This window comes from Staphylococcus sp. HMSC061G12 (assembly GCF_001838465.1).
Taxonomy (GTDB): Bacteria; Bacillota; Bacilli; order Staphylococcales; family Staphylococcaceae; genus Staphylococcus; species Staphylococcus simulans.
The window spans coordinates 1-204 of sequence record NZ_KV837184.1 but is presented as its reverse complement, the minus strand read 5'-3'; the positions used below and the strand labels follow the sequence as shown (position 1 = coordinate 204).

Genomic DNA, 204 nt, shown 5'->3' with positions numbered 1-204 from the left:
CAACAACATACTCAATCATGTCTGTTGAAGAACGCGGAACAATCTTCGTTAACCCAGGTACTGAAGTATACGAAGGTATGATTATCGGTGAAAACTCACGTGAAAACGACTTGACAGTTAACATCACTAAAGCTAAACAAATGACAAACGTTCGTTCAGCTACGAAAGACCAAACTGCCGTTATCAAAACTCCACGTATCTTGA

General features: G+C 39.7%; 1 pseudogene. It reads left to right on the top strand.

Annotated elements, in window-relative coordinates:
* A pseudogene (locus HMPREF2937_RS13175) lies at positions 1 to 204 on the top strand (translational GTPase TypA); the annotation flags it as partial.